This window comes from Egbenema bharatensis FJBBOT/2019 (assembly GCF_048077055.1).
Classification (GTDB): Bacteria; Cyanobacteriota; Cyanobacteriia; order Elainellales; family Elainellaceae; genus Egbenema; species Egbenema bharatensis.
The window spans coordinates 570632-587867 of sequence record NZ_CP182236.1; the positions used below are offsets into that span (position 1 = coordinate 570632).

Consider the following 17236-nt stretch of genomic DNA (forward strand, 5'->3'; position numbering starts at 1 on the left):
CGTTGAGGTGACGGTGCGGTGTCATGTCTCGGAAAGACTATTTTCATGAACTAGTCAAGCAAGCACTGATCCAAAGCGGGTGGAGCATCACAGATGACCCTCTGTATTTGAGTATTGGTAATGTCAACATTCAGATTGATCTTGCTGCCGAGCCATTGATTGCAGCTACGAAGGGCAACCAGAAAATTGCGGTTGAAGTCAAAAGCTTTATCAATGCCTCTCAAATCACTGATTTTTACAACGCATTGGGGCAGTATCTCACCTATCAAGTTGCTCTCAACCTTCAGGAACCCGATCGCCAACTTTATCTTGCTGTTCCTAAAACTACCTATGATGCGCTGTTTCAGGAGCTTTTGATTCAAAAAGTTTTTGAATTCTACCCTATTAAAATCATCGTTTACAGCAAACTGACTCAGGAGATTCAATCATGGATCGAGTAGAACACTACCGTCAGTGCTTACAAAAGTTTCTCAAGCACTATTCCAGCTATGGACCTAAAAATCCAGAAATCGAAACACAGGTAATTGTTGATACCGCGAATGATCATTACCTTTTGCTTCGCACAGGTTGGGACGGCGAACAGCGAATTCACAACTGTATCTTTCACTTTGACATTAGAGATAGAAAGATTTGGCTTCAGATTAACAACACTGATATTGAAGTGGATAAAGAACTAGAAGAAATGGGCATCTCTAAAAAAGAGATTGTGGTGGGATTCCATCATCCATCGATGCGTAAATATTCTGACTTTGCTACCGCTTAATTTGTATCCTGGTTAGGAGAAATTTATCGCTCCGATCGCAGCAATAACCGATCCAGCGATCGCAAAATCAACACTGCTATCCCGACGCTGAGGGCTGCCATCAGCCAAAACCCATCGGCAATTCGGGGTGGCTGATCCATTGCCCAACCGCCGATGACTGGGCCAATAAAATATCCGGCTGCCCAGCACAGAGAATTAATCGATAGATAGACTCCCCGCATTGCATCGGGAGCCAATCCTGCCACCAATGCTGAAGCCGCAGGCGTGTAGGCCACCGTGGCCAGAGCCATTACCGCCAATCCCAGAACAGCCCACATCAGATGACCACTGGACACCGTTCCCGTCAACCAGATCAGGACAAATCCCCCTGCCCACAACGCGGCTGAGAGACTCAGACTTTTCGGATAGCGGAAGCGGTTTAGGAACCGGGCAACGGGTAATTGGCAAATTGCTGAGAGAATAATGTACCAGGAGAATAGGGCACTGAGTACCGTCGAGGAAAATCCTGAGCCGTTTGCCTGCACCGGGACATTGTTGGTGAAGTAAAGCGGTAATGCACTGTTGATAAAGGCCAAGTAGGTGGTGAACAAAATATTGACCACAGCGAAAATCAGCAATGGCCGATCGCTTAACGCCGTTTTCCATCCCTTCAACATTTGCCGATGGGATTGCTCTGCATCCAGGGTTTCGTCGATCGCGGCCCAGATCAGGCCAAAGAACAAGACAAAGGAAATCCCATCAATTACAAACAAAGCGCGGTAAGCCCCCGTCGTGGCAATCAGCCAGCCACCCCAAACCACCCCAAAGCCCATGCCCAGGGTATCCGCCAGTCGAGTCAGGGCAAAGGCTTCATTGCGCTGATCGAGTTTGGAGAGATCTGCAACGACTGCCTCCGTCGCGGGCCAATATAAGCCAATTCCCAAACCCATCAGCAGATTACCGATGAGAAACATCGTGAAGTCATGGCTGAGTACCAGAAATACATCTGCGACTGCCGAAATGGCTGCTGAAAGGAGCAGGGTGGTTCTCCGTCCCCACCGGGAAGAATCGGCCATGGAACCGCCGATAATGCGCCCGAAAACCCCCGAAACCGATTGGCTGCCAATGCCAATCCCCACGGCCGCGGCCGATAGCCCCACCTGATTCACAAAGAAAATCGGCGCGTAAAACAGCACAAAGCCATTCCCCACCTGGGACAGGAATCGACCCGCCATTAGTATCCAGATGCGGCGATCGAGGTTGGGGAGCCAGGTTTTCAGGGATTGGAGGGGGGATTTCATGGGGGATTGGGAGTAAGGAGTTCAGACTACTGTATCGACGGTATGACCCACTACTGCCACAAGCCGCGATCGAACATCGGCATGAAATGCTTCTGCCCGTACCTGATCTTAATGAAATGCGTTACCGATCGCAGGGGTTCTGCTCTGGAAGAGAATTTGCCGTTTTCTCAGTGATATGAACCCAAAGTCAGTCTAGTGGGATAAGGTTACATTAGGCTCAGATACCGTTCGATCGTGGTGAAGCGGGAACGCACTATGTATACTGTCTATCGCGTCAAGGCAAACGAGATTGACCAAAATTTTATAAATGGGTTGAAGGCGACTTTTCAAGATCGAGAGATCGAAATCGTTGTATACGAAGTGGATGAAACAGCTTATCTGATGGCTTCTGAGTCGAAGATCGCTCTCCTTTCACAGGATTGGGCAAACCGGAGCCGTTAAAGCATGATTTAAGCAGCTTTTGGTCAAGGCGGATTACGAATGAGCATCGGCTGGTCTATACGGTGAACGATCGGGAAATTTTGATCGCTTCCTGAAAGTATCACTATCAATAATGGAAACTTCTCTTGATCCGAAATCTCCTGATACGGCATCGTATTCGATCGAAGAGCAAAGTAATCAGGTAAAGGGATCAATGGCAGAAGAATATATTTGGATTATCACGGATGAACCCTCTGCACCAGAACCGATCGAAGGTCAGCGCGGCTGGGGTGAGGAAGTGCGAAAGCGGATCTCTGGATTGAAGGAAGTACAGCTTCCGGTTTCCCAGCTAGAGCAAAATATGAACCAGTTTTTGCAACTCGTTGGGCGATTGTTTAAGCAGGTAGATCAGCAGATTGGCTCAGAGTCAGCAATGAAGCTGGATGAGGTGCAGCTCTCAGTGGAGATTAGTGGGGAAGGAGAGGTTAAATTAGTGGCAGGCGGAAAAGCAACCGGGAAAGGAGCAATTACGCTGAAGTTCACGCGATCGAATTCATCGCACTGATTCACAAATCTGATTCACACTAGATGGCAAAAAACTGGGCGATCGTCATTGGGATTAACGATTATCTGCATCATCCAGAGCGAAAGCTGAACTATGCAGTCAACGATGCTCAACAGATGAGCAAGTTTTTAAGCGATCGAGCAGGCTTTGGCACAGAGCAAGTCATTCAGTGTTTGGGTGATGAGGCTTATCGGGGCAATTCTACCTATCCCACCTGTTCCAATCTGCTGCGAATCCTCAAACAAGATCTTAATCCCGATCGCTTGGGCGAAATCGATCGCCTCTGGTTTTACTTCAGTGGTCATGGAGTCAGCCGCAACGGGCGAGATTACTTGATTACCTCGGATTGTTTGGAAGACAAAATCGATCGCTTTGGTCTGCCCATCGATGAAGTGATTGCTGCCTTGCAGCTACACAAAGATGCAGACATTGTGCTGATTTTGGATGCCTGCCGTCAGGTGTTGGGCAAGAAGAATTTTGATAGCCCGATTGGAAAAGCGACGATCACGACTGCCAGGGAACGAGGTATTACTACCATTTTTTCCTGCGATTACGGGCAATTTTCTTATGAGCTAGATGCCTTACAGCAAGGTGCATTTACTTGTGCTCTGCTCGAAGGATTAGCTCGTCACACATTGCCCCATCAACTAGAAACCTATCTACGGCAGCGTGTTCCAGCTCTCCATTTGCAACATCGGCGCGATCGATTAGTCCAAACGCCTCGCATTCGGCTTGAACCTGTCTCGAAAGCATTTCGTTCTTTACTTCCTGATACAGCTACACCAGCCGACATCAAAGCTCTTATCGATTGGGCAAACAAAGCTGAACTAGAAGAACATTTTGACGCAGCTAAACAGTTATGGTGGCAGGTTGTTCATTCATCCCGTTCTGGTAGGCAAATCCAAGAAGCCCGTGTTGCTATTGAGCGAATTGGTCGGAAAGTGGCTAAGTTGCAAAGGGTAAGATCATTTAACAACCCTTCACCTGCGTCATCGTTTGCAAAGACTCAAATTGTTTCTACCCCCTCTCCTCAAACTTCCACTCATTCAGTCCCTTTAGTAGAGAAAAATTCCGATGCTTCTGTTTCCAATGGTGATGAGGATAATCTGAATTCTGAACGCTTTGGAGCAGGCTTCTATGTGCAACTCCGTGACTTATTAAGAAAAGGGCAATGGAAAGAAGCCGATCAAGAAACGGCTGATTTGATGCATGAAGTTGTTGGCAAAGACAGTTGGATGGGCCTAAGTAATGATGATTTTTGGGAGTTTCCCCGCCACGATCTTCAGAGCATCGATCGACTATGGATAAAGTACAGTAGAGGTAAGTTCGGTTTCAGCGTCCAGAAAAAGGTTTGGTATGAGTGTGGGAAACCCAGCTACGGTAGTAATTGGGAAGGATTTGGTAGCCAACTAGGATGGTTCATACAGGATGTCTGGATTAGCTACGCTGATATGCAGTTTGATATCTCCGCGCCGAGTGGGCACTTTCCTTGTATGTGTTTTCTGAATAGTGCAGTGGGTAGGGATATGAGCCACGGAGGTATGTGCGTAGAGTCTCTTCTTTCCCGTACTGCCTTGTAAACTTTGACGCAACTCATGATTTCCTGAAACTGTAATTTTCACAAGAGCGGCTTACCCGATACACCGCCCGCGAACTAATTGCGGGCTATCAGATGAAGTCCATTCAAATGGACTCGAACCCTTTCCCAGTCTGATTGATCAGACTTTCTCAGGTAGCCCGTGATTCATCTGCGGGCGATCGCATAACGAAGCTGAAAGTTAATCCCAACTCACCAAGTAACACCCTTCAACTCAAGGGGAAACAACCTCCGATCGGACAACCGATCTTCATCCAATGCCTGAATCAAATACTCGCCTGTTTCTTGCTGTTCCTCATCCTCATCCTCATCCATCCAGGATTGCAGCCGATTCACTGCCTCAGCCTGCTTTTGCTTAAGTTGAATCGAATTTGCCAAAAGTTGCAGTGACAATGCCTCAACCGAAAGTCCCTGCCGTTTGGCTTCCTGCAATAGATATTGCTCTAATTCTGGAGGGAGGTTCAGGGTTAGCGTCATGAGACTTCTAGAGGATAGGGAATGATGAAGGGTTTTGATTGACTCGATCGTATCTCAGAAGTCTATTGGGCTGGCAGTGTCCACCCTACTCGGTGGAATCCTTCTCCCTTCGCTCCAAAGCATCCAATAGCAAAAGCTCCACCGTTACAGACAGCGATCGCCTGTCCGTCTCTGCCAACCGATCCAAGCGATCCTTCAACTCCTGCGGGATGTAAACGTTCAACCGAGCTTTATCTGTGGTCACTGGGCAATATCAAATTCTCTTAACAATAGTAGAACCCAGCGATTAGCGCATGGTAGTGTTAGATAGTGCAAAGTAACACCACTTGGCGCGAGTTAGCCATTAACTAAACGAGGATTACAGCAATGCCAACTCTCAGCGAGGATGAGTTCAACCTCATCCGCAAAATTTTGATGGACTTACGATCGATCAAAACCAAAGATCTCGATAAAGCTCTGGCCATCATGAGTAAACGGAGTAAAGGCGATCGCGCTTGATGTTTGGGGGCGATCGTTGGGTGAAGGATGGCGGCGTGGGTGGTGGGGAAATACCGCAAACAATGTCATCCTGGAAAAGAGCGATCGTGCTCAGGCTATCCATTGACGATTCAGAGGACAAACCTGTATGAGATTCCAGGTCATTTTTACCTTTGATCCTGAATATCAAGGCTATGTTGCCGATGTTCCTGCCCTGCCGGGTTGTATGAGCCAGGGCAAAACGTTGGACGAAGCGATCGCAAACATCAAAGATGCGATTAGAGGGTATTTGTATGTGCAAGAGAAGCATGGTACCCCCTATCAAATCCCTGAAGTGGAAGCATTCTTGGGTGAGGTTGTGGTTTAGTGGGGCGTTTGTTGAATCGTAGCACTGTTGCCCTCCAGCCGATCGACAATTCCCTCACAGCCACCGGGAATAGTACTGCGGGTTTTTGAGCCGCCCCAGGTGCAGCAGTAGATTCGTTGGGCTTCCGAGAGGTTTTGGACATCGGTGAAGTCGGCTCCCTCCACCACGGCTCCGGTGAAGGCTCCAGTTTTATAGTCAGGAAAGTCGGCGCGGCTGCGGGGGGTGGCGGTTTCAAGGCTGCCATAGAAAAGACGAACCTGGGAGAGATCGGCTCCGATGAAGGACGCTTCCCGCAGGATCGTTCGAGAGAGATTGGCATGGGCTAGGCTACACCCGTTGAAGTGGGTTCGCACCAGGTTAATGTCACTCAGGTCTGTCCAGCGTAGGTCAGTACTGGATAGATCAGCTCCGGCCAGGATGACACCCAAATCAATCACACACAGTCCATGCTGACGATCTTCGGCGTATCCCCCTTGTCCATTGAGAATCGCTTTCCCCAACCGTCGATCGCGCTTCAGGGGGGTGAGTAGTCCGGCATAGGAGAGAAACCGCAGAATTTTGGCTTTCCCCTCCGCATTCACACTAGTCAGGATGGCGGCCGTTCGTCCTTCTGCGATCGCCCGTTCCATGGGGAAATCCTCCAGCAGCCCGTGTTCATCCAGCATCAGTTGGGCAATGCCTTCAAAGTAGGTGTCGATCGTCTGTTGCTCGGTAATCGTGTTGGACTGAATCGTCAACGCCTTGGAGACAATGTACTGTTCCCAACCCACATAAACCGCCAGAATAGCGATCAGGATTTGACCCACTGCCCCCAGGATGCTACCCAGAATGGCGATCCGTTCCCAGTTTTGGGCAAATAGCCAACCATAGGCGACTCGCAGCGGACTGAGCTGGATCAGCCCATAGACGGCAGCCAGAACTCCCAGGCAGCCCACCAGAAATCGCCAGCGTCGAGGGGAGAGAAATTGGGTCAGGACAGGCTGGAGGGAGCGTTCTATAATCAGTCCGGTAATCAACAATGTGGCGATCGAGCCGATCAAGCCCAGCCAGAAGCTCTGGGTGACTAACCCGATCAGCATCAGGGTTAGCGTAAATAGAATCAGCCCTCTCAACCGTCGCTGCATCTGGTGTTCCTACGAATTAGCCTTGATTCTAATGTGAATTGTTCGAGGCGGATAGGGCTTTAGGATAAATTTGAGGGGGTGCAGTCAGAGGGGCAAGCAAATGGGATCTGTAGATGGGTAAGGTGTAGCATATGGCAGCGAAATATCCCTGGTGGCACTGGTTTCTGGGAGAAACCCGGACGCGCATCCTGCTGCTTTACACGGTGTTGATGCTCCTGGTCACGGCAGCTTCGGTGCCCATTTTTTTGCTGATGCTGTTTGCCAATATTAGCCAGCGGGCCCAGGCAGAGTTAAATCAAGAGATGCAATCGTTTCGCAGTGCCCAGCGAGAATGGGAATCTCTCCAACTGCGATCGGATCGGGCGTTATATGATTTTTTGGATGATTATCTGGCGCAACAAATGCCGGAAGAAGAGCATTTTTTGATTGCGATCGTCGATGAGCAGCTCTACCACTCCAACCCGTCTGAGCTTCCCCCTGTGCTGGAGCCAGGTTCGTCCCTGTCCGATCGCTGGATGAATATTGGCCATTCTGTGTCGGGTAGACAACGGGTGTCTGGGATGGGGGATATTCTCTACAGTGCTCAACCGCTGATCCTGCGCGATCGAATTCGGGGATCCTTTGTGGTGGTGCAACAAACCGCTGGAAAACGGCAGGAAGCCCTGGATGGAATTGTGATTTTTGTCCAGGTGGCGATCGGGGTGATTTTGATCTCATTTGTGCTGGCCTGGTTTGCCACAGCCCGGATTTTGTCGCCCATGAAGCAACTCGTTTCAGCGGCGCGATCGATTAATGAATCGGATCTGACGCGGCGGATTCCCTCGATGAAAGGCTCTGGTGAAATGACTGAACTGGCGGAAGCCTTTAATGCCATGATGAATCGGCTTCAGGAAGCTTTTATCAGCCAGCGAGATTTTGTCAACGATGCGGGGCATGAACTGCGGACTCCGATTACCATCATTCAGGGCCATCTGGAACTGCTGGGGGATGATCCTCAGGAACGGCAGGAAACCCTGGATCTGGTGATGGATGAGCTGGATCGGATGAGCCGGATGGTGAATGATCTGATTCTTCTGGCGAAGGCCGAACGCCCGGATTTCTTGCATCTGGAGACGATCGATATTCCCGCTTTTATGGAAGATCTGTTCAGTAAGGCCCAAACCCTGGCGGATCGCGTTTGGGTGCTGCAAAGCTCTGGTAAGGGCAGAATGGTGGGCGATCGGCAGCGGCTGACCGGGGCAATTTTGAATTTGATTCAGAATGCAACCCACTACACGAAATCGACTGATTTAATTGAATTAGGCTATGCTATTACCCGCAAAGAAGTGAGATTCTGGGTACGGGATACCGGTGAAGGCATTGCCCCAGAGGATCAAAAGCGGATTTTTGAACGATTTGCGCGGGCGGCCAACAGCTACCGTCGCTCTGAAGGGGCTGGGCTGGGGCTGGCGATCGTTCGGGCCATTACCGAGGCGCACGGGGGTCGGGTAGAGTTAATGAGTCAACTTGAAATTGGTTCCACCTTCATGGTGATCCTGCCGCTAGAACCGAACAAAAAAAGGCTCTTTACATGAATCGGATTCTGATTGTGGAAGATGAACCCCGGATTACTTTATTCCTGGAGAAAGGATTCCGGGCCAATGGGTTTACGACGATCGTGGCCAGGGATGGGCAAACTGCGATTCAGTTGGCGATCGAGGAGGAGTGCGATCTGATTATTCTGGATCTGGGGTTGCCGGGTCAGGATGGGTTTGGTGTCCTGGAAGAGTTGCGGGGGCAGGGGTTTCAGCAACCTGTGGTGATTCTAACGGCACGGGATGATGTGCAGGATAAGGTGACGGGGCTGGAGCTGGGAGCTGATGACTATGTCACCAAGCCGTTTCACTTTGATGAGCTACTGGCCGGGTGCGCGCCAGACTCCGCGTCAGTGGTTCTGCGGCAGCGAATCCATCTGATGCGGTTTTGCAATCCCGCAATATCCGGTTAGATTTACGGACTCGACGGGTCTATGTGGGCGATCGGCTGGTGGAATTATCAGCGCGAGAATTTACCCTGGCGGAAACCTTTCTGCGCCATCCGGAGCAGGTGATGAGTCGTGAACAGTTGCTCAACCACGTTTGGGGCTATGACTATGATCCTGGCTCTAACATTGTGGATGTGTATGTGGGCTATTTGCGGAAAAAGTTGGGCGACGATTTGATTGAAACGGTACGGGGTGTAGGATATCGGCTCTGTTCATGAGGGTATGGGAGAAACATGAATGTTTTCTCATCAAAGGTTCATGATCAATTCACCTGGGGATGTCATTCTAAGTACAGATCTGAAAACAGGGTGAAGCTGATCGGCATCAAACCTTGAACACCTGATTCACCGAATACCTGGCTCACAGGGTTCCTTCCCGAATCAGATGGGCAAGTGAGATGCACATCAGCTTTTTTATTTCTGTCTTCTTCATTGTTCGCAGACTCACGCTCTAGCATTGGGTCATCATGCATTCAGGTTGTGATACTGAATCTCGATGGCTCATTTTTTTTGGGATGAATTGCTCCAACTCACGAAACTATTGCTTTGGTGGGAAGACAAAAGTTGGGCAATTTGGAAATGATAAGGGGGTGTGCTGATTGGGCATGAGGCTAATCAATCATGCCCTTCCATACGCTGCGATGCTTGCCCTACAACATACTGAGCTTTTTCTACTTTTTCCTCGAAAAGCACTAATTTTTCTGAATTCTCATTTTGAATTTTCTCTTGAAAGCCACGTTTTGCAAGAAGTTACGCTGGATTGAATGATGAACCCACAAGACTCTCCAACCCCGATCGCCGTTTTTCCCGATCGTCCTACTGCCGAAGCGGCCTACCGTACCCTCCAGGATGCGGGATTTGCGGCCGATCGACTTTCGGTGGTATCCCAGGATATCGCGCCCAGTCCCCCGGTGTCTGAAACGGAAGCGAACCGGAGTGCCAAGGGAGGGGCGATGGCGGGAGCGATGTTTGGGGCGTTAGCAGGGCTACTGTTGAGCGTTGTGAGTACCGAGACGCAGGGAACGGCTGCAGTGGGCCCACTCTCTAATCTGGTGGGTATGGTGCTGGCGGGTAGTGGAGTGGGTGCTGTCGGCGGTAGTGCGATCGCGGCTCTAATGGGAGCAGGTGTGTACAGTGGAGAGTCTCGGATGGATTATATCGATCCAGTGCGGTATGTGGTTTTGGCGGCAGGAAATTCGGAGGAGTTAGAGAAGGCTAAGGCGATTTTGGGTCAGGATGGCTATGTTGGTCAAGAATAGTTAGTCAAGAATAGTTAGTCAAGAATAGTTAGTCAAGAATAGTTGGTCAAGAATAGTTGGTCAAGAATAGGGGCGATCGTGGATTAAATAACCTGTTTATCGTTCTGCTTGTTTGACTGGGCAGGCAAGATGCCCACCCCACAAGAATTTTAGGTGATCAAATTTGCACTCTAATCGTTAAGTAACCGAAGTTTTCGGAGTTAATGCTGATAGAGAGCTATCGCCCCAAATCATGGAGCGCGTGGATCGCTTCAACGCACTGCTGGGTAACGGTTTCTAGAGCAACTCGATCGCCGGGAGCTGGGGGTGGAATTGGCTCACCAATCCGGACTGTAACCGGAACCGATCGCGGCAGTTTTGCTCCTTTTTGGATAATTGCCTCCGTTCCCCACAGGCTGACTGGGAGGAGCGGCACCTGGGCTTTGGCGGCGATCATGGCAGCTCCCAGCTTGGGGGATGAGATCCGCGCATCGGGGGTGCGGGTTCCCTGTAGGAAAATGCCCACTGCCCACCCCTGTTCTAACTGGGATAGAGCAGCCCGAATGGCACTGCGATCGGCGGAACCACGCTTCACGGGGTAGGCTCCATAGAGTTGAATCGCTTGACTTAAAACGGGAACCTGAAACAATTCCTCTTTGGCCATATAGGACACGGGACGACGGACACAGTTAGAGACGATCGGCGGGTCAAAGTCGCTGGCATGGTTGGCGACTACCACTAGTCCACCCGTTTGGGGCACATTTTCTGCTCCGTAGATTTTTCCCCGAAAGTAGGCGTGCAGCATTGGACTGACCACCGACCATTTGAACAGGTGGTAAAGGGCAAGGCTAATGGCAGGTTCGCGGTCTTTTCCCATGAAGGATCAAAAAATAGAGGTTGTAATGAATGAACCGATCGCAGGCGGTATCACGGTCAATTCAATCCTACCGTCCCCGGTTCGATTCCTTGTAACCTCTATCCAAATTCTGATTTCAATGGCGCATGGTTTGTAGGGGCCATATGTTCGTAGGGGCACACTGCTGTGCGCCCTCTTACGCCCCTGTGCGCCCCCACCGGGCATGTTTGCACGAACACGCATGACCCTGGGTAATGAATGCTTTTAAGGGCGCACAGCGGTGCGCCCCTACGGGGGACATTGGTTTTCTGCATACCCCCAAATGCGCTATTGCCAGAAGATTTGGCTGATGGGCAATGTTTCTGTCGCATCGCTCAGGTGATCGACCAGCGAGTTCGTTAAGGCATGGGTCATGGGTAGGCTATCCACCGCCATTCCAGCCGACAGCAACATCATGTAAAAGATCGAGTACTTAAACAGCGATCGCGCTGCCCCCTGATCCAGCGGATTTTCCAGCAGCGACCAGGCTTTCATCAGGAAGATTCCACCCAATACAAAGGCTGCGATCGTGTAGAACAATCCCATGACGTGCAGTGGGTACACCAACAGCAGTGTCGCGGGCAGCATCAGCAGGGTATAAATCCAGATTTGTTTAGCCGTCGTCACCTGACCTGAGACAACGGGAAGCATGGGTACGCCGACCTTGGCATAGTCCTGACGGATCATCATAGCCAGGGCCCAGAAGTGGGGCGGAGTCCACAGGAAAACAATGGCGAAAAACACCCAGGCGGCCCAGCTTAATTCTCCGGTGACCGCCGCCCAACCGACGAGAGGTGGAATGGCTCCGGCGGCTCCCCCAATCACAATATTTTGCGTACTGTGTCGCTTCAACCAGTGGGTATAGACCAGGACATAGGCGACAATGCCCGACATGGCTAAACAAGCACTGAGTAGATTGGCAAAGACGGTCAGCAGCGTGAATGAGAGGGTGGCCAGGACGATCGCAAAAATCAGGGCATCACGGGGTTGAATGCGTCCAGAGGGTAAGGGGCGATGCCGGGTGCGCTCCATGTCGTAATCAATATCACGATCGTAGAGGCAGTTGATGGTGTTGGCTGAGGCGGCGGCTAAGGTTCCCCCTAGCAGGGTAATGATCAGCAGAAACGGATCAACCTGCCCTTCAGCCGCGATCCACATACTGCCTGCGGTGGTGATCAGCAGCAGTACAATAATTCGAGGTTTCGTTAATTGCGTGTAGCTTTGGAGCACCTGCCAGAGGTTCTGGTGATGACGAGTGGTTGTCGTCCAAGTGGTTTCTTGCATTCGCTATCTCTTCCTGAAACAATCTTTAGTTGTAAAAATGCTGAATGGGATGGGAACTTTAAGCTTCCAGCAGGGCTGCTTGATGGCGATCGCGCAGGGAAAATACCGTAAAGCAAATCAGTGTTCCTAGAAGGGCTGCCCCTACTGCCTGATGGGATACGGTCAGCAATTCAACTTGCAGGTGTAAACGGAATGTTGCTACACCAAGAATCACCTGGGCTAACAGTAACAATCCAGCGGCATGGGTCAATCTGCGCAGGGCTGCACTGAGGGCAGGGGTTCGCCAGGCCACAATGATCACAGCCAGGGTTGACAGGCTTGCCGGTAAAACTCCCAGCAGGTGAGCGTTCATCACACTACAAAGCTGAGACACCATCAAGCACTGGTGCAGGGCCCATTGGGAACCGACTAATCCCCCTGAAAGGCTTTGCAGGTAAACCAATATTGCAGCCGTTAAGCTCAACCAGGGTAGTTTGCCGACGGATCCTGTGGCCTGATAGGGCAGCAGCAACACTCCCATTACCAGCAAGGTTGAGAAAAACAGGAGGGCCGTTCCCAGGTGAGCGGTGACAATATCGAACCGCAGCAGCTCTGTAACCGTTAAACCGCCCAGAACCCCCTGGAAGACAATTAATCCGAGCGCCAGGCTAGCAGCCCAGGGTGTCCAGCGGGGTAAGCTCTGACGATGCCACCAGCTTAAGCCCACCAGGACGATCGCCATTACGCCAATCAGTGCTGCATCCAGACGGTGAAACCATTCCAGAAATACTTGTAAATTCATCTGCTGCCCGGGGAACAGGGTTCCGTAGCAGAGGGGCCAATCGGGGCAGGCCAGTCCCGCATTCATGACGCGAGTGGCACTGCCGATCGCCATCAAAATCAGGGTGGCAACTGCCATTTTCCAAACTAATCGGCGCACCTGATCTCGTGGAGAAGTCGAAGCCCTGGATGATGAAAGGTTGGAATGACTGGAGTGATCAGGGTGCAGCACAGTTGGACGCATGCTGGAGTCAGCCATCAGCAATAGTTCCTCAAACGCTCTAAATTAAAGTTCGTACAGACCAAACAGGATTTCCCTGGAGGGGATTCAGTGATCCGATAAGCCAGAACCGCTTTAACGAATACTAAGAAAAGTTAACTTCCAGGAGCTGGACAATGAGCGGACACTCTAGCTATTACTCTAGTGAGTTAAACCCAGAATCGGCACAGACTTAGGGATTTCTTCGGATTGTGGGGCGGGCGATCGGAGGGTAATGGATTACCTGAATTGCAGAATATGCATCGTTCAGTTAAGCACCCTATGAGGTAACAATACATTTTGTATCGATCGCTACATAAAGCCAATGCTTCTTGAGGGAATCGGAAATTTTAGGGAATGTATCCCAGTTTTGCATTTGGGTAATGGATGGTTTACGGTTAGGCATCTTGCCTGCGCTACGGAAATTGAAATTCGCACTATATAATTTGCTTCCAGAAAATGATTTGCTTCCAGAAAACCTTAAAAGTTCTGCGGATTCTGTGGGCAATTCATTAATTTGATCCTAGCGTATTACTTAGAACCGATCTGAATCCTCGATCGGATGGATTAAGCTCTCTACAGAGGGTTTGTCAGGCTGTTGAAGATGTTGGGGAAGGTGACTGCAATGGGCGTTTCTGTGGATGTGGATCAGACGAACTTTATGCCAGAGGTGGTGGAGGCATCGTATCAAAAGCCGGTGTTGATCGACTTTTTTGCCCAGTGGTGTGGGCCCTGTCAGATGCTCAAGCCGGTGCTGGAGAAGTTGGTGCAGGAATACGATTTTATTCTGGCCAAAATTGACATTGACCAAAACCCAGAGTTGGCGAACTCTTACCGGGTTGAAGGGGTTCCTGATGTGCGGATTGTCAGCCAGGGGCAGATGTATCAAGGATTTGTGGGGGTGTTGCCTGAGCCGAAGATTCGAGATCTGTTGAGTCAGTTGAATCTCAAGTCTGATCTGGAAGGGCAACTGGCAGCAGCGCAGTCAGCCGCCGCAACTGGAGAGCCGGAAAAGGCAAAGGCAATTTTTGCTCAGTTGATCGAACAGTACCCCCAAAGTCGGCTATTGCTGATTGAAGCAGCGAAATTTTTGGTGTCCCAGGATCGAATGGAGTCGGCTGAGAAACTGCTGTCATCGATCGGCGAGCAGGAGCGCACCCACTATGCCCAGGCGAATGCCCTGAGGGAGTTGATCCAACTGAAGCAAACCAGTCAGTCTTCAGTCGATCAGGAACTCGATCCAGCTTTTTCGACTGCCATCCAGCAAGCGATCGGCAGCAACTACGAGGCAGCTTTGCAAAACCTGGTGGCGATCGTCGGTGAAAATCGCAAGTACCGGGATGATGGGGCCCGCAAGGCGATGCTGATCATTTTTAATTTGTTGGGAGATACTCATCCTCTAACGATGCAATATCGGATGCAGTTGGCTCAGGCTCTTTATTAGTAGACCTTGGCAGCAATACACCTACCTTTCGTAGGGCAGGCTTCCAGCCAGTGCGGGCAAGATGTCTGCTCTACGATTGCTAAATTATCGCTCCGATGTATGTCGTCAATTTCTAGGTGCTTTTCAGGCTATTGGCGCAGTAAGACGATGCAATAACCAACAATCCACCCATCCATTGGGCAGAAGTGAGTTGTTCGCCAATTGCCACAACGGCACTCGCTATACCAAAAACAGGAATCAGCGCAATGTAAAACGCAGCATGGCTCACAGGAATATGTTGCAGCGCAATCAGATAAATCAGGAATGCCAGAGCATATTGCATAATTCCTGAAGCGATCGCAAGCAACCAGAACTGTGGTGAAATTCCTGCGACGTTGACTTCATAGCTTGGATTGATAGTCGATAGTAGACTAAAGCAGAGTACAGTTACAATCAAGCCAACTATCTGTTGGGAAGTCGTCAGTTGTAGCGGGTCTGCTGTTTCAATCTGCTTTTTACTGAAAAGAACATAAAAAACCGCAAAAACCGTTCCTGTTAGCACCAATAAGTCACCGACAAGGGAAGCATGATTTGCACCTTCAGCATCCTGCAACATCAATAAAGCTACACCTGAAAAACTGATACCCGAAAGCAATATTTTCGTTCGCGTTAATTTCTCACCTAGAAAAACTGCGGCGCATAGAATGGTCAGAATCACCTCTGATGAAGCAATCAGTGTGGCATTGCTGGCAGTTGTCATTTGTACGCCAAAGATACCGAACATATATGCTAAGGCAGGTTCAAAAATTCCTGCAATCCCCCGTTTCAGATGACTCCAGGAAAAGGGGAGCTGATGACCTTTCAAGTAGCAGATGGTTGAAAGGAAGACTACACCAGAGAGAAGTTGAATGATGAGGAGTGTCGTTGCTGCAATTTCTGAAAGCGCGATTTTTGTCAGCGTGACTCCTACGCCCCAGCAAAAGGCGTAACCCAGTGAAAGGATAATATTGTTCATGATTCCAGTAGTTGGCGATATTTTTGCTCTACGGGACAGCGATCCGCAGGACACACCTCTTCTTCACAAAGACGGCAAATTGCAAAATTACGTAACTCGCTGGTCGTCATTGCTGTAAGCATCTTTTCCAGGAGTTTTGTGAGTTGTTTTTGGTCATCCTCTGTCAACAAACTCATAGCAAACTGCAACTGTTGTCGTCGCTCAAGCAGAATGGCTTTCCGTCGTTCGTGACCTGCCTCCGTAAGAAATAGGGCAAGTGTCCGACCATCCGTTCCAGATCTGCGCTCAACAAGTCCCTGGGATTCCAGGCGATCGATGAGGCGAACGGTTCCTGGATGGGAGAGATTGAGAATTTGTCGTAGTGTGTTAATCGAGAGTCCTGGATCAACCCCTAATGTCACAAGCGCAGCAGGAGCCTCTCCACCGTATCCAGCATTGACTTCAACAACAGAACTCAATGCATCCATAAGGCTGAGTGCCAGTGCCCCCAAAAGATTTAATGTTCTTTCGTCATCCATAGAGCAAGTTCAGAAGTGATAGTCACTACTTATGTATGCATTATGCATATTTGCGAGGTGAATGTAAAGCTCAACCCCAAGTCTGTTTTCAGTTCAAGTATTTCCAATACGACCTGGAAGATTTTACAACTCCAGAAGGAAGAGAACTGGCGAACACCCTGATATGCTGTGTTGCGATTACAACATTGGTTTTAGAGTTCATTTATGATGATTAACAAGCTAGGTGCCGTTGCGGGTGTGATGGCTTTCCTGAGTTCAAGCGTTCTCCTTGCATGTGCTTCACCCGCTGTGAACCAATCCCCCCTGACCGATGCCGATGTGACCGGAGCCGAATTTGCTGGAGCCGATTTAGAGGGTGTGGTTGGCTTAAATCGCTAGTTTGGTCAGTCTCTCATCCTGCTGGGTGAATGGAGTTAACTGCCAAGCTTGAAGGCCTCTACAGCAAAACCGTAGGCAACCCCAATTTTGAAGGAGTTCAGAATATCAACAAACAGGGGACGGATTCCTCCCTCTGTTAGCCTGCGGTTGTAGACGCTCCAGCTAATTAGCTCGCCAAAAAAAACCATAATGGCAGCAAAGGTGATATCCAGTTCAGCCCGTTGTCCAGCGACGAGGGCGATCGCATTGGCAAAGTAGTTACCGAATAGCAAACTAATAATTAGGACTGAGATGCGCCGCCAGGGGTTGCGGAGCCAGGCTGTAAATCGCCTGATCAGGGTATCTACCAGGGTATTGAGCCGGGTATCTTGCATG

21 protein-coding genes and 2 pseudogenes are annotated in these 17236 nt (G+C 50.0%); 13 read left to right on the forward strand and 10 right to left on the reverse strand.

Annotated features, from left to right (window positions below; all coding sequences use genetic code 11):
- Positions 1-23 precede the first annotated feature (23 nt).
- Positions 24-440, forward strand: a complete 417-nt coding sequence (locus tag ACM1PF_RS02520) for an element excision factor XisH family protein (protein WP_416672070.1) — start codon at positions 24-26, stop codon at positions 438-440.
- Complete coding sequence (locus tag ACM1PF_RS02525; RefSeq protein ID WP_416672071.1) at positions 428-763, forward strand: XisI protein; 336 nt, start codon at positions 428-430, stop codon at positions 761-763. Before ACM1PF_RS02520 ends, ACM1PF_RS02525 begins: the two co-directional genes overlap by 13 nt.
- Positions 764-786: 23 nt before the next feature.
- Here ACM1PF_RS02525 and ACM1PF_RS02530 read toward each other — a convergent pair whose 3' ends face one another.
- On the reverse strand, positions 787-2043 hold the full coding sequence (locus ACM1PF_RS02530; RefSeq protein ID WP_416672072.1) for an MFS transporter: 1257 nt from the start codon (positions 2041-2043) through the stop codon (positions 787-789).
- A gap of 255 nt (positions 2044-2298) precedes the next feature.
- Here ACM1PF_RS02530 and ACM1PF_RS02535 point away from each other — a divergent pair, with 255 nt between their 5' ends.
- The 4 genes and pseudogenes from ACM1PF_RS02535 to ACM1PF_RS02550 all read left to right on the forward strand — a co-directional run bounded on the left by ACM1PF_RS02535 (position 2299) and on the right by ACM1PF_RS02550 (position 4608).
- Positions 2299-2484 (forward strand): hypothetical protein, encoded by a 186-nt coding sequence (locus ACM1PF_RS02535; protein ID WP_416672074.1) that lies wholly within the window; start codon positions 2299-2301, stop codon positions 2482-2484.
- Positions 2445-2579: pseudogene (locus ACM1PF_RS02540) on the forward strand (Txe/YoeB family addiction module toxin); the annotation flags it as partial. The gene ACM1PF_RS02535 and the pseudogene ACM1PF_RS02540, both read left to right, overlap by 40 nt.
- Positions 2580-2596: 17 nt before the next feature.
- A complete protein-coding gene (locus ACM1PF_RS02545; protein WP_416672075.1) occupies positions 2597-3028 on the forward strand; it encodes a Pepco domain-containing protein in 432 nt (143 codons plus the stop codon).
- A gap of 23 nt (positions 3029-3051) precedes the next feature.
- Positions 3052-4608, forward strand: a complete 1557-nt coding sequence (locus ACM1PF_RS02550) for a GUN4 domain-containing protein (protein WP_416672076.1) — start codon at positions 3052-3054, stop codon at positions 4606-4608.
- Positions 4609-4817: 209 nt separating this feature from the next.
- On the opposite strand, the gene ACM1PF_RS02555 is transcribed toward ACM1PF_RS02550, so the two are convergent.
- The gene (locus tag ACM1PF_RS02555; RefSeq protein WP_416672077.1) at positions 4818-5102 is read right to left on the reverse strand and encodes a hypothetical protein; all 285 of its coding nucleotides are present in this window, start codon (positions 5100-5102) and stop codon (positions 4818-4820) included.
- A gap of 85 nt (positions 5103-5187) precedes the next feature.
- Complete coding sequence (locus tag ACM1PF_RS02560; protein ID WP_416672078.1) at positions 5188-5346, reverse strand: ribbon-helix-helix domain-containing protein; 159 nt, start codon at positions 5344-5346, stop codon at positions 5188-5190.
- 122 nt (positions 5347-5468) lie between these two features.
- On the opposite strand from ACM1PF_RS02560, the gene ACM1PF_RS02565 reads away from it, so the two are divergent.
- Both ACM1PF_RS02565 and ACM1PF_RS02570 read left to right on the forward strand, forming a co-directional pair.
- Complete coding sequence (locus ACM1PF_RS02565) at positions 5469-5600, forward strand: hypothetical protein (RefSeq protein WP_416672080.1); 132 nt, start codon at positions 5469-5471, stop codon at positions 5598-5600.
- Between the two features lie 127 nt (positions 5601-5727).
- Complete coding sequence (locus tag ACM1PF_RS02570; RefSeq protein WP_416672082.1) at positions 5728-5946, forward strand: type II toxin-antitoxin system HicB family antitoxin; 219 nt, start codon at positions 5728-5730, stop codon at positions 5944-5946.
- On the opposite strand, the gene ACM1PF_RS02575 is transcribed toward ACM1PF_RS02570, so the two are convergent.
- Entirely contained in the window at positions 5943-7070 is a 1128-nt protein-coding gene (locus ACM1PF_RS02575; protein ID WP_416672083.1) for a pentapeptide repeat-containing protein, read from the reverse strand. The genes ACM1PF_RS02570 and ACM1PF_RS02575 overlap by 4 nt on opposite strands.
- A 131-nt stretch (positions 7071-7201) precedes the next feature.
- Here ACM1PF_RS02575 and ACM1PF_RS02580 point away from each other — a divergent pair, with 131 nt between their 5' ends.
- The 3 genes and pseudogenes from ACM1PF_RS02580 to ACM1PF_RS02590 all read left to right on the forward strand — a co-directional run bounded on the left by ACM1PF_RS02580 (position 7202) and on the right by ACM1PF_RS02590 (position 10351).
- Complete coding sequence (locus ACM1PF_RS02580; protein WP_416672085.1) at positions 7202-8644, forward strand: sensor histidine kinase; 1443 nt, start codon at positions 7202-7204, stop codon at positions 8642-8644.
- Positions 8641-9311: pseudogene (locus ACM1PF_RS02585) on the forward strand (response regulator transcription factor). Before ACM1PF_RS02580 ends, ACM1PF_RS02585 begins: the two are co-directional and overlap by 4 nt.
- A 545-nt stretch (positions 9312-9856) precedes the next feature.
- Entirely contained in the window at positions 9857-10351 is a 495-nt protein-coding gene (locus ACM1PF_RS02590) for a general stress protein (protein WP_416672087.1), read from the forward strand.
- A gap of 217 nt (positions 10352-10568) precedes the next feature.
- Here ACM1PF_RS02590 and ACM1PF_RS02595 read toward each other — a convergent pair whose 3' ends face one another.
- From ACM1PF_RS02595 to ACM1PF_RS02605, 3 genes are all read right to left on the reverse strand, one after another.
- Positions 10569-11207: a lysophospholipid acyltransferase family protein gene (locus tag ACM1PF_RS02595; protein ID WP_416672089.1), complete on the reverse strand. Its 639-nt coding sequence runs from the start codon at positions 11205-11207 to the stop codon at positions 10569-10571.
- Positions 11208-11513: 306 nt separating this feature from the next.
- Entirely contained in the window at positions 11514-12509 is a 996-nt protein-coding gene (locus ACM1PF_RS02600; protein WP_416672091.1) for a heme o synthase, read from the reverse strand.
- A gap of 58 nt (positions 12510-12567) precedes the next feature.
- The gene (locus tag ACM1PF_RS02605; RefSeq protein WP_416672092.1) at positions 12568-13527 is read right to left on the reverse strand and encodes a COX15/CtaA family protein; all 960 of its coding nucleotides are present in this window, start codon (positions 13525-13527) and stop codon (positions 12568-12570) included.
- Positions 13528-14152: 625 nt separating this feature from the next.
- On the opposite strand from ACM1PF_RS02605, the gene ACM1PF_RS02610 reads away from it, so the two are divergent.
- A complete protein-coding gene (locus tag ACM1PF_RS02610) occupies positions 14153-14971 on the forward strand; it encodes a tetratricopeptide repeat protein (protein WP_416672093.1) in 819 nt (272 codons plus the stop codon).
- A 112-nt stretch (positions 14972-15083) separates the two neighbouring features.
- Here the strand turns inward: ACM1PF_RS02610 and ACM1PF_RS02615 are convergent, their stop codons facing one another.
- Positions 15084-15965, reverse strand: coding sequence for a DMT family transporter (locus ACM1PF_RS02615; RefSeq protein ID WP_416672095.1), 882 nt, complete (start codon positions 15963-15965; stop codon positions 15084-15086).
- On the reverse strand, positions 15962-16483 hold the full coding sequence (locus ACM1PF_RS02620) for a MarR family winged helix-turn-helix transcriptional regulator (protein ID WP_416672097.1): 522 nt from the start codon (positions 16481-16483) through the stop codon (positions 15962-15964). Before ACM1PF_RS02620 ends, ACM1PF_RS02615 begins: the two co-directional genes overlap by 4 nt.
- Positions 16484-16687: 204 nt before the next feature.
- Here ACM1PF_RS02620 and ACM1PF_RS02625 point away from each other — a divergent pair, with 204 nt between their 5' ends.
- Positions 16688-16861, forward strand: a complete 174-nt coding sequence (locus tag ACM1PF_RS02625) for a hypothetical protein (protein ID WP_416672099.1) — start codon at positions 16688-16690, stop codon at positions 16859-16861.
- A 35-nt stretch (positions 16862-16896) separates the two neighbouring features.
- Here the strand turns inward: ACM1PF_RS02625 and ACM1PF_RS02630 are convergent, their stop codons facing one another.
- Positions 16897-17235 (reverse strand): DUF565 domain-containing protein, encoded by a 339-nt coding sequence (locus ACM1PF_RS02630; RefSeq protein WP_416672100.1) that lies wholly within the window; start codon positions 17233-17235, stop codon positions 16897-16899.
- Position 17236: the final 1 nt, after the last annotated feature.